The 13,207-nt window shown below is 70.9% G+C and carries 12 protein-coding genes and 1 pseudogene; 6 read left to right on the forward strand and 7 right to left on the reverse strand.

Annotation, left to right across the window (positions count from 1 at the left end; translation table 11 throughout):
• Window positions 1–63: 63 nt before the first annotated feature.
• Window positions 64–489: a hypothetical protein gene (locus OHS70_RS01220; protein WP_328392686.1), complete on the forward strand. Its 426-nt coding sequence runs from the start codon at window positions 64–66 to the stop codon at window positions 487–489.
• Window positions 490–620: 131 nt separating this feature from the next.
• Complete coding sequence (gene secD / locus OHS70_RS01225; RefSeq protein ID WP_328392688.1) at window positions 621–2,918, forward strand: protein translocase subunit SecD; 2,298 nt, start codon at window positions 621–623, stop codon at window positions 2,916–2,918.
• A 99-nt stretch (window positions 2,919–3,017) separates the two neighbouring features.
• Here secD and OHS70_RS01230 read toward each other — a convergent pair whose 3' ends face one another.
• Window positions 3,018–4,232, reverse strand: coding sequence for an MFS transporter (locus OHS70_RS01230; protein WP_328392690.1), 1,215 nt, complete (start codon window positions 4,230–4,232; stop codon window positions 3,018–3,020).
• 286 nt (window positions 4,233–4,518) lie between these two features.
• Between OHS70_RS01230 and OHS70_RS01235 the strand changes: the two genes are divergently transcribed.
• The 3 genes and pseudogenes from OHS70_RS01235 to OHS70_RS01245 all read left to right on the forward strand — a co-directional run bounded on the left by OHS70_RS01235 (window position 4,519) and on the right by OHS70_RS01245 (window position 6,725).
• Window positions 4,519–5,796, forward strand: a complete 1,278-nt coding sequence (locus OHS70_RS01235) for a ricin-type beta-trefoil lectin domain protein (protein WP_328392692.1) — start codon at window positions 4,519–4,521, stop codon at window positions 5,794–5,796.
• Window positions 5,797–5,815: 19 nt separating this feature from the next.
• Window positions 5,816–5,941, forward strand: a pseudogene (locus OHS70_RS01240) (transposase); the annotation flags it as partial.
• Between the two features lie 274 nt (window positions 5,942–6,215).
• Window positions 6,216–6,725, forward strand: a complete 510-nt coding sequence (locus tag OHS70_RS01245) for an SRPBCC family protein (protein ID WP_328392694.1) — start codon at window positions 6,216–6,218, stop codon at window positions 6,723–6,725.
• Between the two features lie 10 nt (window positions 6,726–6,735).
• On the opposite strand, the gene OHS70_RS01250 is transcribed toward OHS70_RS01245, so the two are convergent.
• From OHS70_RS01250 to OHS70_RS01275, 6 genes are all read right to left on the reverse strand, one after another.
• Window positions 6,736–7,650 (reverse strand): LysR family transcriptional regulator, encoded by a 915-nt coding sequence (locus OHS70_RS01250; protein WP_328392698.1) that lies wholly within the window; start codon window positions 7,648–7,650, stop codon window positions 6,736–6,738.
• Window positions 7,647–8,840 carry a glycine C-acetyltransferase gene (locus tag OHS70_RS01255; RefSeq protein ID WP_328392700.1) on the reverse strand — a complete coding sequence of 398 codons (1,194 nt, stop codon included), beginning with the start codon at window positions 8,838–8,840 and terminating at the stop codon, window positions 7,647–7,649. The genes OHS70_RS01250 and OHS70_RS01255 overlap by 4 nt, the downstream gene beginning before the upstream one ends.
• 39 nt (window positions 8,841–8,879) lie before the next feature.
• Window positions 8,880–9,908, reverse strand: a complete 1,029-nt coding sequence (tdh, locus tag OHS70_RS01260) for an L-threonine 3-dehydrogenase (RefSeq protein WP_328392702.1) — start codon at window positions 9,906–9,908, stop codon at window positions 8,880–8,882.
• Window positions 9,909–10,089: 181 nt separating this feature from the next.
• Window positions 10,090–11,109: a DUF6397 family protein gene (locus OHS70_RS01265; RefSeq protein ID WP_328392704.1), complete on the reverse strand. Its 1,020-nt coding sequence runs from the start codon at window positions 11,107–11,109 to the stop codon at window positions 10,090–10,092.
• 137 nt (window positions 11,110–11,246) lie between these two features.
• Entirely contained in the window at window positions 11,247–11,651 is a 405-nt protein-coding gene (locus OHS70_RS01270; RefSeq protein WP_328392706.1) for a roadblock/LC7 domain-containing protein, read from the reverse strand.
• 122 nt (window positions 11,652–11,773) lie between these two features.
• Complete coding sequence (locus OHS70_RS01275) at window positions 11,774–12,379, reverse strand: GTP-binding protein (RefSeq protein ID WP_328392708.1); 606 nt, start codon at window positions 12,377–12,379, stop codon at window positions 11,774–11,776.
• 243 nt (window positions 12,380–12,622) lie between these two features.
• Between OHS70_RS01275 and OHS70_RS01280 the strand changes: the two genes are divergently transcribed.
• On the forward strand, window positions 12,623–13,195 hold the full coding sequence (locus OHS70_RS01280) for a GNAT family N-acetyltransferase (RefSeq protein ID WP_328392710.1): 573 nt from the start codon (window positions 12,623–12,625) through the stop codon (window positions 13,193–13,195).
• Window positions 13,196–13,207: the final 12 nt, after the last annotated feature.

The following is a 13,207-nucleotide window of genomic DNA, read 5'->3' on the forward strand; positions in this document are numbered from 1 at the left end:
CTCACCTACGCTGGGCACGGCCAGGCACCCGGGCGGTGTTCAACAAGCGGTGGAGGGGGCGGGATGAGCGGACGAGCACGGCGTTACGTCACGGCCGTCCTGCCGTCCGTCCTCTTCGGGGTCTGGTCCGTCCTCCTGACGCTGACAGGTACGGCCGATGGGGCCGTCGCCCGGTCCGCCCCGGCCGCCTCGGTGGTCACGCACGCCGGCGCCGCACAGGCCGTCGCCGTACGGCCCGAGCACACGAGGCCGGTCACGCAGCCGCGGTCGGAGGCACCACATGCGGCTGCCCTCCGGCAGCTCGTGGCCGCCGACGCCACGGTCCGCCCGCCCGGCCCGCCCCCGGTACTGCCCGGCCCGGCAGCCGCCGGCCCGCCGCGCGGCCTGCACAGCGACGGCACGGTGCAGCCGCGGCAGGAGCGGGCGCCACCACATGATCCGTACGACCCCCGGGACACCCGCGCTCCACCCTCCACCCGGCACGGCTGACGTCGTGTGACGCCCGCCGTCCCGTGTCGCGGCATGCCCGCACCCGCACGGTGACCAGGCCCTGGCGTTGCTCTCCCTCATGTCCATCGTCCGCAGACGCCGGGCGTCTGTGTGCTGCCCGTGGAGCCTTGATGTCCCGTTCCGCCACGGTCTGGCGTGCGCTGATCGCGCTCGCCGTCGTTGCCGTGTCCCTGTATGTCGCCCTGACCACTCCCGCCCGCCTCGGACTCGATCTCCGCGGCGGCACCCGGATCGTCCTCGAGACCCGGGACTCCCTCACCGTCCGCGCCGACGCCGACGCCACCGACCGCGCCCTCGAGGTGCTGCGCCGGCGCATCGACGGGCTCGGGGTCACAGAACCGTCCCTCTCCCGCTCCGGCGAGCGCCGCATCGTCGTCGAACTGCCTGGTGTTCAGGACCCGCGCAAGGCCGCCGCGGTGATCGGCCGTACCGCTCAGCTGACCTTCCACCCCGTGCTCGGCGCGTCGCAGGGGCCGGCGGGCCCTCCCGCGGCCGACGGATCGCGGGTGCTGCCCGACCCGGATACGTCCGGGGGCTTCCTGCGGCTCGGTCCGCCCGCGCTGACCGGCGACGGGGTCAAGGACGCGGCGGCGGTGCTGGACACCCGGACGGGAGGCGGCTGGGGCGTCGACCTCGCCTTCCGCGGTGACGCGGGCAAGGCGTGGGCCCGTGTCACGGGCGCGGCCGCCTGTGCCGCGCCCGGCGACCCCGGGCGCCGGGTGGCGATCGTGCTGGACGACCGGACGCTGTCGGCGCCCGGCATGCAGAGCAGCGTGCCCTGCGAGACGGGCATCACGGGCGGTTCGGCCCAGATCACCGGTGGATTCGACGCGGCGGCCGCACGCGATCTCGCCGCGCTGGTCAAGGGCGGGGCGCTGCCCGTGCCGGTGACCGCTGTCGAGCAGAGCACGGTGGGGCCGACGCTCGGCGCCGAGGCGATCCGGGCGAGTGCTCTGGCCGCGGTGACCGGGCTGGTCTGCACCGGCGTCTTCGTCATCGCCGTCTACCGCCTGATGGGCCTGCTCGCCACCGTGGCGCTCGCGCTGTACGGGCTGATCTCCTACGCCGGCGTCGTCGCTCTCGGTGCGACGCTCACCCTCCCGGGGCTGGCCGGGTTCGTCCTCGCCATCGGTATCGCCGTCGACGCGAATGTGCTGGTGTTCGAGCGGGCACGGGAGGAGTACGCGCGCTCCGCGCGTCGTTCGGCGGACCTGCGCCGGCCGCTGCTGGCCGGCTTCACCAAGGCCTGGAGTGCGGTCGCCGACTCGAATGTGACGACGCTGCTGGCGGCGGGCCTGCTGTTCGTCTTCGCCACCGGGCCGGTCAAGGGCTTCGGGGTGACGCTCGCCATCGGTGTGCTGGCGTCGATGGTCTCCGCCATGGTGATCACCAGGCTGCTCGCCGAGTGGGCGGTGCGCCGTCCCGCCGTGCGACGGCGCCCCGCGCTGACGGGGCTCGCCACGACCGGCCGGCTGCGGGCCCGGCTCACCCGGCGCCCACCGCGGTTGATGCGGCACCGGCGCCGGTGGCTCGGGATCTGCGCGGGGCTGGTGGTACTCGCCATCGCCGGAATCGGAGTCCGGGGCGTGGAGTTCGGCGTCGAGTTCACGGGCGGGCGGGTGGTGCAGTACGCGGCCGAGGAGCCGGCGGACGCGGACACGGCGCGCGAGGCCGTCGCCGACGCCGGTTTCCCGCACGCTGTCGTGCAGACCACCGGCGCAGGAGCGATCACCGTACGCACCGGGGAGCTGAGCAACGACGAACAGGTGCGCATCCAGGGCGCGCTCGAGGAGTCGGTGGGGAAGGTCACCGTCGAGCAGGACGAGCTCGTCGGGCCGAGCCTGGGCAGCGAACTGCGCGCGCATGCGCTGATCGCGCTGGGTGTGGCCGTAGCGGCGCAACTGCTGTATCTCACGGTGCGGTTCCGCTGGACGTTCGCATGCGCCGCGGTCGTGGCAATGGTTCAGGACGTCGCTCTGGTGGTGGGCCTGTTCGCCTGGCTGGGGAAGCCGGTGGACAGTGTGTTCCTGGCCGCGCTGCTCACCGTCGTCGGCTACTCCGTCAACGACACCGTGGTGGTACTGGACCGGCTGCGCGAACTGAGGCGCGTACAGGGGCCGGTCGCTCTGGCCGGCCTCGCCGACCGGGCGGTCGCGCAGACCCTGCCGCGTACGGTCAACACCGGTATGGGGGCGCTGTTCGTGCTGGTTGCGCTCGCGGTGCTCGGCGGGGACTCGCTCACCGACTTCTCGGTCGCGCTGCTGGCGGGTGTCGTGGTGGGAATGGCATCCACGGTATTCACCGCGATGCCACTGACCGTGATTCTTCAGTCGCGCTACCCGGAGGACCCGGCTGCCGCCCGCGTGGCACGGGCCCGGGCCGCGGACCGTTCGGGCGCGGTGGTCTGAGACGCCGCCGCGCAGGTGACCGGGCGGCGGCTTGTGCTGCCCGGTCACCTGGCGGGTGCGGCCCCCTCACGCGCGTCCGTGCCCGGTGGGGTGGGGCGGTCAGCGGGCGGCCGGCACCCGGGCCGGGGCGGGGGCGGCCGGAGTGGCGGCGAGGACGGCGGTCGTGCGGTGGCCGCGGCGCTCGACGGCGGCGGAGAGGACTGCCAGGACGAGGGCGCCGGCGGCGAGGACGGCACCGACCCAGTTGGGGGCGGTCAGGCCGAGTCCTGCGGCGATCACGATCCCTCCCAGCCAGGCGCTGAGAGCGTTGCCGAGGTTGAAGGCTCCGATGTTGACCGCGGAGGCAAGGGTGGGAGCGCCGTGGGCGTGGTCGAGGACGCGCTTTTGCAGCGGGGGCACGGTCGCGAACCCGAGCGCGCCGATGAGCGTGATCGAGACGGCTGCAAGGAGCTTGTGGTGCGCGGTGACGGTGAACAGGCCCAGAACCACCGACAGCGCCGACAGGGTCACGTAGAGCAGGGGCATGAGGTGCTTGTCGGCGAACCTGCCGCCTACCAGGTTGCCGCCGACCATGCCGAGGCCGAACAGCACCAGCAGCCAGGTCACTGAGGAGTCCGCGAAGCCCGCGACCTCGGTCATCATCGGGGTGATGTAGGTGATCGCGGCGAACACTCCGCCGAAGCCGAGCACGGTCATCGCCATCGCGAGCAAAACCTGGGCGTTGCGGAACGCGGCCAGCTCATGGCGCAGCCGCACGCCCTCGGGCTTGGGCATGTCCGGGACCAGCTTGGCCACACCGGCCAGGCCCAGTACGCCGAGCGCGGCGACGATGAAGAAGGTGGCGCGCCAGCCGGCACTCTGGCCGATGAACGTACCCAGCGGGACGCCCACGACGTTGGCGACGGTCAGGCCGGTGAACATCATGGCGATCGCGCCGGCCTTCTTGCCGGGGGCGACGAGATCTGCGGCGACGACCGAGCCGATACCGAAGAACGCGCCGTGGGCGAGGGAGGCCACCACCCGTCCGGTGAGCATCAGGCCGAAGGTGGGGGCGATCGCGGACAGCAGGTTCCCGATCACGAACAGGCCCATCAGGACCATCAGCATCCGCTTGCGCGTGACCCGGGTTCCCAGCGCGGTCATCAACGGGGCGCCGAGCACGACGCCGAGGGCGTAGCCGGTGACCAGGAGTCCGGCCGTGGGGATCGAGACCCCGAAGTCTCCCGCGACCTGGGGAAGCAAACCCATGATCACAAACTCCGTGGTGCCGATACCGAAGGCCCCGACAGCCAGGGCCAGAAGCGCGAGAGGCATGGGAGGCAGCCTTCCTTGTCCATTGCTAGTGCGCCTTACAAGCGTCAACAATACTTGCAGACGCGCATTACTTGCAAGCGGCATTACTTGCAGGCGCCGACTTTCGAAGGGGCCCGCTCCGGCTCGGAAGGCAGGCGACGCCGGACGTGAGGGTGAACCGTCAGGAATCGACGGCAGCTGCGGTCCATACCAAGGCCTTGACACGCACATAGTTCACTTCTTAAATCACGTATTGAACTAAGTGCTCCTGCGCCCTTCCTCCCCCACTGCTCCGGAAGGGAGAGTCATGGACTCCCCACGCTTCTTACGGCGTCTTCTCGTATCCGTCGGCTCGGTGCTCGCCCTTGCCTCGATCGGCTCCGCTCCGACGCACCCCCAGCCCGCTGCACAGACCGCCGGCGCCGCCGAGCCTGCGGCGGCGGCAGCCGCCGTGACGTTCTCCGACGACTTCGACGGCCCCGCGGGCTCGGCCGTCGACGCCGCCAAGTGGCATATCGAGACGGGCGACAACGTCAACAACCATGAACGGCAGTACTACATGGCCGGCAACCGCAATGCCGCCCTCGACGGCCAGGGCCATCTGGTCATCACGGCCCGCCGCGAGAACCCCGACAACCATCAGTGCTGGTACGGCCGTTGTGAGTACACGTCCGCCCGGCTCAACACCGCGGGCCGGTTCACGACGACATACGGACACGTCGAAGCGCGGATGAAGGTGCCGCGCGGACAGGGCATGTGGCCCGCGTTCTGGATGCTGGGCAACGACATCGGCCAGGTCGGCTGGCCCGCCTCGGGCGAGATCGACGTCATGGAGAACGTCGGCTTCGAGCCCTCCACCGTGCACGGCACGCTCCACGGCCCCGGATACTCCGGCTCCGGCGGCATCGGCGCCGCGTACACGCTGCCGGGCGGGCAGGTCTTCGCCGACGCGTTCCACACCTTCGCCGTCGACTGGTCCCCGAACTCGGTGACCTGGTCCGTGGACGGCACGGTCTACCAGCGCCGCACACCGGCCGATCTCGGTGGCCGCACCTGGGTGTTCAACAAGCCGTTCTTCCTGATCCTCAACCTCGCCGTCGGCGGATACTGGCCCGGAGATCCGGACGGCAGCACGGTCTTCCCCCAGCAACTGGTCGTCGACCACGTCCGGGTCAGCACCGGCGACAGCCCGTCCGGCGGCGGGCAGATCACGGGCATCGGCGGCAAGTGCGTGGACGTGGCCGGGGCGGGCACCGCCAACGGCACCCCCGTACAGCTCTACGACTGCAACGGCACCGGGGCACAGCAGTGGACCGTCGGAAGCGACGGCACGATCAAGGCGCTCGGGAAGTGCCTCGACGTCGCCTCCGGCGGAACCTCCGACGGGACCGTCGTCCAGCTCTGGGACTGCAACGGCACAGCGGCACAGCGCTGGGTCGCCAACTCCGCCCGTGACATCGTCAACCCCCAGGCCGACAAGTGCCTCGACGCCACCGGCAACAGCTCTGCCAACGGAACCCGTCTGCAGATCTGGACCTGCACCGGGGCCGCCAACCAGAAGTGGTCGGTGCCCGGGTCAACTTGACCCAGCCCAGGAGTTCCCCGCCCACATCCGCAAGTACCTATGGGGCGATCACTTCTGGTCGCCGTCGTACTTCGCCGCTTCCTGCGGCGGCGCACCACTCAACATCATCAAGGAGTACATCGAGAACCAGAGGCGCCCGGACTGAGTGGACCCAGGTCACCCGTGCGGACCCGTGGGAACCTGCGGGCCAGAGCAGTCCAGAGCAGCGCTTCCTCCCGGGCGTGAACACCCGGGGTTCCCCGCTAGAGCATGCTGAACGACCGCCCCTTGGACCGACCGTCTTCGGGCTTCCAGGAGCCGGCCGACGGGCCGTCGCGCCGCGGCCCGTCGGCCAGGGCGCACCCCGCACCACCCCCGGCCCTGCGGCCGAACGGCGGCGCGATAGCGTCGGGCGGCCCCCAGGATCGGAGTCGTACCCCATGGCACGGATATTCAGCGTCTCGGACAGCGTCGTGATCGACGCGGCCGCCTCGGTGATCTATGAGCAGGTGAGCGATCCCGCGCTGATGGGCCGGTGGAGCCCCGAGAACCGTGGCGCGACCGTGCGGGGCGGGAGTGAGCGGGCGTACGTCGGGATGGTGTTCGACGGCCGCAACACGCGTGGCCCGTTCAGCTGGACCACACGGTGCACCGTGACGGCCGCCGATCCGGACCAGAGGTTCGCCTTCCGGGTACGGGCGATCGGCATGCGGCGCCCGGTGCTGCCCGGCCGTATCGCGACTTGGGAGTACCGCTTCGAGGCGGCGCCCGGCGGCGGGACGCTGGTGACGGAGACCTGGACCGACGACCGCCGTGCCTGGCCCGACTTCCTGGCCCATGCCTTCGACCGGATCGCGACGCGCGGGCACACGTTCGCAGAATTCCAGCGGCGCAACATCCGCACCACGCTCGACAACCTGAAGCGGGCGATGGAGAGCGGGACCGCGTAGGGCGGTCGGATCAGTCCGTGGACAGCCCGGCGGCGGTGAGCGCGAGGGCGTCGAGCACGGGCCGGATCAGCGGGTGCGACTCCGCACCGCGGCGTACGGCGGCGAACACCCTGCGGGTGGCGGCCGGTCCCGACACCGGGCGGACCACGGTGTCCCGCAGCTCCATCCCTCGCAGGGCCGACCGCGGCACCAGGGCGACTCCCGCGCCCGCCCCGGCAAGGGCGACCACGGCCCGGAAGTCGTCGGAGGAGTGCACGAGCCGCGGCTGGAAACCGGCCAGCTCACAGGCGAGGAGCACCATGTCGTGGCACGGGTTGCCCGGGTAGGGGCCGATCCAGTCGCTGTCGTGGAGCGCGGCCAGCTCCACCCGCTCGCTGCCGGCAAGCGGGTGGTCGGAGCGCAGTACCGCGTCGAACGGCTCGGCGTACAGCGACACCCGGGCCAGACGGCGGTCGTCCGCACCCGGTGCGCCCCGGTACTCCACGGCGACCGCGAGGTCCGCCTCGCCGTCGAGCACCAGCGGCAGGCTCTCGTCGCCCTCGGCGTCCCGCACCCGCACGCGAATGCCCGGCCGGTCGGCGGCGAGCCTGACCACGGCCGGCGCGACGACTTCGGCGATACCGGTCGCGAAAGCCGCGACCGTCACCTCGCCTGTCGCACCGCCCGCGTAGGCGGCGAGTTCCGCCTCGGCCCGCTCCAGCTGGGCCAGGACCGTATGTGTGTGGGTCAGCAGGATCTCGCCCGCCGCCGTCAGCCGCACCCCTTTGCCGCTGCGGATCAGCAGGGCGTGCCCGGTCTCCTGCTCGAGTGCGGTGAGCTGCTGGGAGACGGCGGACGGGGTGAGGTAGAGCGCGGAGGCCGCGGCGGTCACCGTACGGTGGTCCGCCACGGCCCGCAGGATACGCAGCCGGCGGGGGTCGATCACCCGGCCATTGTCGCGCGTGCGTCGATGAATGCGGCCACCGCCCGCTCCACGTCCGCCGTGGAGTGCGCGGCGGAGAGCTGGACACGGATGCGGGCCTGGCCCATCGGGACCACCGGGTACGAGAAGCCGATCACGTAGACACCACGCTCGAGGAGCAGCTCGGCCATGCGGCCCGCCTCGGCGGCGTCACCGATCATGACGGGCGCGATGGCGTGGTCGCCGGGCAGGACAGCGAACCCGGCCTCGGTCATCCTGGTGCGGAACAGCGCCGTGTTGGCGGCGAGCTTGTCCCGCAGATCACCGGCCGACTCCAGCAGGTCCAGGACCTTGAGGGAGGCGGCGGCGATGACGGGGGCAAGCGAGTTGGAGAAGAGGTACGGGCGGGAACGCTGGCGCAGCAGCTCCACGATCTCGGCGCGGGCCGCGACATATCCGCCGGACGCGCCGCCGAGCGCCTTGCCCAGGGTGCCGGTGATGATGTCGACCCGGTCCATCACGCCGTGCAGCTCGGGGGTGCCACGGCCGCCGGGGCCGACGAATCCGACGGCGTGCGAGTCGTCGACCATGACCATGGCGTCGTAGCGGTCGGCGAGGTCGCAGATCTCGCGCAGCGGGGCGATGTACCCGTCCATGGAGAACACACCGTCGGTGACGATCAGGCGGCGGCGGGCGTCCTGGGTCTCCTTGAGCTGCTGCTCGAGGTCTGCGAGGTCGCGGTTGGCGTAGCGGTGGCGGCGGGCCTTGGACAGACGGATGCCGTCGATGATGCTGGCGTGGTTGAGCGCGTCGGAGATGACGGCGTCCTCGGGGCCGAGGATGGTCTCGAAGACTCCGCCGTTGGCGTCGAAGCAGGAGGAGTACAGGATCGTGTCCTCCTGGCCGAGGAACGCCGACAGCCGCCGCTCGAGCTCCTTGTGGACGTCCTGGGTGCCGCAGATGAAGCGGACGGAGGCCATGCCGTAGCCCCAGCGGTCCAGCGCGTCCTTGGCCGCGGCGACGACCTCGGGGTGGTCGGCGAGGCCGAGATAGTTGTTGGCGCAGAAGTTGAGCACATCGCCGGGAGCTCCGCCCGCGGTGACGGCGACGGAGGCGCTCTGCGGGGTACCGATGACGCGCTCGGGCTTGTAGAGGCCGGCGTCACGGATCTCGTCGAGCGTGGCACGGAGTTCGTCGCGGACGGACGCGTACATGAGGGTTCTCCTAGGTGCTGGGACTCAGGGACAGGTGGCTCAGACGGTCCAGTCGAGGATGATCTTGCCGCTGCGGGCCGTGGCGGCCTCGTCGAAGGCGGCGTCGAAGTCCTGGTAGCCGTAGCTGCCGGTGATCACGGGGCTGAGGTCGAGGCCGCCCTCGAGCAGCACCGTCATCGCGTACCAGGTCTCGAACATCTCGCGGCCGTAGATGCCCTTGATAGTGATCATGGACGTCACGATCTTCGACCAGTCGACCGCGAACTCCTCGGCGGGCAGTCCCAGCATGGCGATGCGGCCGCCGTGCGTCATGTTGTCCACCATGTCGCGCACGGCCTCGGGGCGGCCGGACATCTCGAGACCGATGTCGAAGCCCTCCTTGAGGCCGAGCTTGCGCTGGGCCTCGGCAATGCCGGTCTCGGCGACGTTCACCGCGAGGGTGGCGCCCACCTTGCGGGCGAGCTCCAGGCGCGACTCGCTGACGTCCGTGATCACGACATTGCGTGCACCGGCGTGCCTGGCGACGGCGGCGGCCATTATCCCGATCGGGCCGGCGCCGGTGATCAGCACGTCCTCGCCGACAAGGGGGAAGGACAGGGCGGTGTGAACCGCGTTGCCGAACGGGTCGAAGATCGCGGCGACGTCGAGATTCACCTCGGTGCGGTGTACCCACACGTTGGACGCGGGCAGTGCGACGTACTCGGCGAACGCGCCGTCCCGGCCGACGCCGAGTCCGACGGTGCTGCGGCACAGATGCCGACGCCCGGCGAGGCAGTTGCGGCACTTGCCGCACACCAGGTGCCCCTCGCCGCTGACCACATCACCGACCGCGATGTCGCGGACGTCCGCGCCGATGGCGGCAACCTCGCCGACGAACTCGTGGCCGAGCACCCGCGGAGTGCTGACCGCCTGCTGCGCCCAGCCGTCCCAGGACCTGATGTGCAGGTCGGTGCCGCAGATGCCGGTGCGCAGCACCTTGATGAGCACGTCGCCGGGGCCGGTCTCGGGCTCGGGCACATCCATGAGCCACAGGCCGGGCTCGGCATGCTGCTTGACAAGTGCCTTCATCGGTGCGGCTCCAGAGGAGGTTGCGGGACTGACCGGATACCGAAAATACGGCTCCGGTCAGTGGACGCGCACCAATCTGCCCAGCTCGGAGCGTCGCGTCCATCGAGGTTTTCTTAAGCGGGCCCACAGCACAGCTTCATGCCCGGGGATCACCGGGTCACCAGCCGCTCGGATCGCCGGGTCAGGTGCAGGCGGCGGGGCTCTTTCGACGGCGCAGTCTCGCCAGCAGCTCCAGCGGTGTGCGGCGCGTCGGCCTGGCAGGGCGCGCAGGCGCCGGCTCCGTGCGGGCGGGCCTGGAACGAACTGTCCCTGGACGGGCGGACCGGCGATGTGCCGGGTCCGGAAGGCCCTGCAAAGTTCTGGCCGGCTCGGGCCTGGGGGCCGGTCCCTGCCGGCGTGCCTCGCGCAGCGCGTCCGCCAGACTCACCCGGTGCCACAGAATCTCGTCGGGATGGTCGGCCAGCAGCAGCCCGGCCACGACCTCCTGCGCCGCCGGGGACTGGGCCAGGGGCGGGGCGAGCGAGGGGCGCAGGACCCGCAGATGCGAGCGCTCGTACGGATCGGGAACCACTTCGGCCGTCGTCACCGGGTCGAGCACGGCCGCGATCGCGGCCGCGCGTTCCCACGGGTCCGCGGTCGAGCGCAGCAGCAGCCCCAGCCGGCGGCCCCGCCAGTTGCGCGCCCGCCTGTCCTCGCCGGCCGCGAGCGCGGCCAGAACCGCGGGCGGGGTGCGGCCGGTCAGCAGCTCTGCGTGGTCCCGGGCGAACCCGCGCAGTTCGTCGGCGAGATAGAGCCAGACGACCGCCCGGTAGCGGTTGAGATAGAACCGGACCGGTGTGAAGTGCCCGGTCCTGGCGAGTCGGGTGAAGCGGGCCGGGCTGATGGTCACCAGTGCCGCGCCCTCGACGGTGCCAACGGCCCGCACGCGGTCCCGCAGCGTGTCCGGGAACCCTTTTGCGCCGCGCAGCCGGTCGATCTCCGCCTGACCGACCCGTGGCGGGCCGCCGTCCGCGTCCCGGGTGGTGCGGATGTGCCCCAATTGGACGGCGAGATCGAACTCGCCGCGCCTGAGCTCCAGTTCGCGAGCTGCCCGAGCGGGAGCGACGCCCCGCACCGCCGCTGCTTCGTGGTCCCGGACCGTTGCTTCGTGGTCCGCTACCGCTGCTTCGTGGCCAGGCAGCCCTGCTTCGTGCGTCGTCATGGCGGTCTCCCCGTGAGGTGTGAATACTCTCGGTGACGACCGTAGCTCCGCGGCGGACCCCCCTGCCCGCGCTGTGGAAAACTCCTCGAATCCGGCCGACCGTGCCAAAGATCAGCAGATCAGGGCCAATCCGATCATCAGAACGCGCTGTCGCCGGACTGCCTGGCCGAGACACCGAGGTGCTCGCCGACGCGATTGACCATCAGAGTCATCTCGTAGGCCACCTGGCCGACGTCAGCCTCGGCGGAGCTGAGCACGCACAGACAACTGCCGTCGCCCGCGGCGGTGACGAAGAGCAGCGCCTCGTCGAACTCGACCATGGTCTGGCGGGCCCGGCCCGCACGGAAGTGGCGCCCGGATCCCCGGGCAAGCGAGTGCAGACCCGAGGAGACCGCCGCCAGGTGCTCCGCGTCCTCACGCGCGAGCCCCGTGCTCGCCCCGGTCACCAGACCGTCGTTCGACAGCACCAAGGCATGTCTTATGTGCTCGATCCGCTTGGTCAGGTCGTCCAGCAGCCAGTCGAGTGCCTTGTCCATCGCCATGGTCGGTCCTCCCCGCTCGTGCGATCCCCGTGTCCCCGTGGTGGCCGTCGGCCGCGTACCGGCCGCAGGCCGTTCGTTCGCCCGTAAGCCTTTCGTACGAGGGGGCGCAGGGCAAGGTGTGTCTAGCCCACCGAATCGAGCATGCGGGCGGTGTGCATGCGCCCCGCGTACTCGACGAGGCGGACGAGCACCTCTTTCCCGGAGTCGCGGTCGCGGGCGTCGCACAGGACGACAGGGGTGCCGCGGTCCAGATCGAGGGCGCGGGAGACCTCGTGCGCGCCGAAGGTACGGGCGCCGGCGAAGCAGTTCACGGCGACGACGAAAGGGATGCGGCGGTGCTCGAAGTAGTCGACGGCGGGAAAGCAGTCGCTGAGCCTGCGGGTGTCGGCGAGGACGACGGCGCCGAGCGCGCCCTGGGAGAGTTCGTCCCACAGGAACCAGAAGCGGTCCTGTCCCGGGGTGCCGAAGAGATAGAGGGACAGCCCCGAGCGGATGGTGATGCGGCCGAAGTCCATCGCCACGGTCGTGGTCGTCTTGCGGTCGACTCCTTCGGTGTCGTCAACCGTGCTGCCCGCCGCGCTGAGCTGTTCCTCGGTGCGCAGCGGGCGTATCTCGCTGACGGCGCCGACCAGCGTGGTCTTGCCGACACCGAAGCCGCCGGCGACCAGTATCTTCAGCGCGAGAGCGGTGGAATCCCCACCGCTGCTGTCAAGACTCTCGGAGGACATCGGCCACTTCTCTCGGGGTCGACAGATGTTCGACGGAGGTTCGTGCACGGTTCCGGACAGCATGGCAAGCACGGCCCGGCCGCGTGGGAAGCGATCGCTATTAGAGCGTTGTGACTGTTCCGGTTCGCTCGCTTTTCGATTCGGAGCGCATTCCGTCGTCGGCGATCGGCCGTGTTCGGCAGGCATGAGCGGCGGTTCCGATATTCGGTGGCGGCGTTCGCGCGGCGTGACCAGGATCGGGGCATGTCCGTATTCCTGCAGACCGACCGTCTGACGCTGCGCGCCGCCGACGACGCCGATGTGGATCACGTTCTCGAGCTCCACAACGATCCCGAGGTGATGCGTTACATCAACGGCGGGCAGCCGATTTCGCGCGAGACGTTCGTACGGGAGACGCTCCCGCGCTTTCTGCGCACCTTTCCCTGCACCGGCGACCGCGCGTTCTTCATCGCGCAGGAGCGGGACACGGAGATGTTCCTGGGCTGGTTCGAATTCCGGCCGACGGCCGACGACAGCTGCGCGACGGTGGAGCTGGGCTACCGGCTGTGCCGGAAGGCATGGGGGCGGGGCCTGGCGTCGGAAGGGGCGCGGGCACTGATCCGCAAGGGTTTCACCGAACTCGGCGTGGAGCGGGTGATCGCCGACACGATGACGGTCAACGCCCCTTCCAGGCGGGTGATGGAGAAGGCAGGTCTGCGTCATGTCCGGACGTTCTTCGAGGAGTGGCCGGACGCGATCGACGGCTCCGAGGAGGGGGACGTCGCCTACGAGCTGACGCGGAGCGAGTGGGAGCGGCAGAACGGGCCGACGGCCTGAGCGGCCACGCTC

This window comes from Streptomyces sp. NBC_00390, assembly GCF_036057275.1.
Classification (GTDB): domain Bacteria; phylum Actinomycetota; class Actinomycetes; order Streptomycetales; family Streptomycetaceae; genus Streptomyces.